The organism is Pseudomonas sp. SIMBA_041 (assembly GCF_046535095.1).
Taxonomy (GTDB): domain Bacteria; phylum Pseudomonadota; class Gammaproteobacteria; order Pseudomonadales; family Pseudomonadaceae; genus Aquipseudomonas; species Aquipseudomonas mucoides.
Genome location: NZ_JAWRXJ010000815.1, coordinates 1 through 243 on the forward strand (window position 1 = coordinate 1; position 243 = coordinate 243).

Annotated in this window: 1 pseudogene; it reads left to right on the plus strand. The window is 55.6% G+C overall.

The window, feature by feature from the left end:
* A pseudogene (locus SB725_RS33395) lies at positions 1 to 243 on the plus strand (multidrug transporter subunit MdtA); the annotation flags it as partial.

Consider the following 243-nt stretch of genomic DNA (forward strand, 5'->3'; position numbering starts at 1 on the left):
ACGCTTGCCAACGCCCGCCGTGACCTGGCGCGTTATCAACAACTGGTAAAAACCAATCTCGTATCTCGTCAGGAACTGGATGCCCAACAAGCGCTGGTCAGTGAAACCGAAGGCACCATTAAGGCTGATGAAGCAAGCGTCGCCAGCGCACAGCTGCAACTCGACTGGAGCCGCATCACCGCACCAGTCGATGGTCGCGTTGGTCTCAAGCAGGTTGATGTTGGTAACCAAATCTCCAGTGGT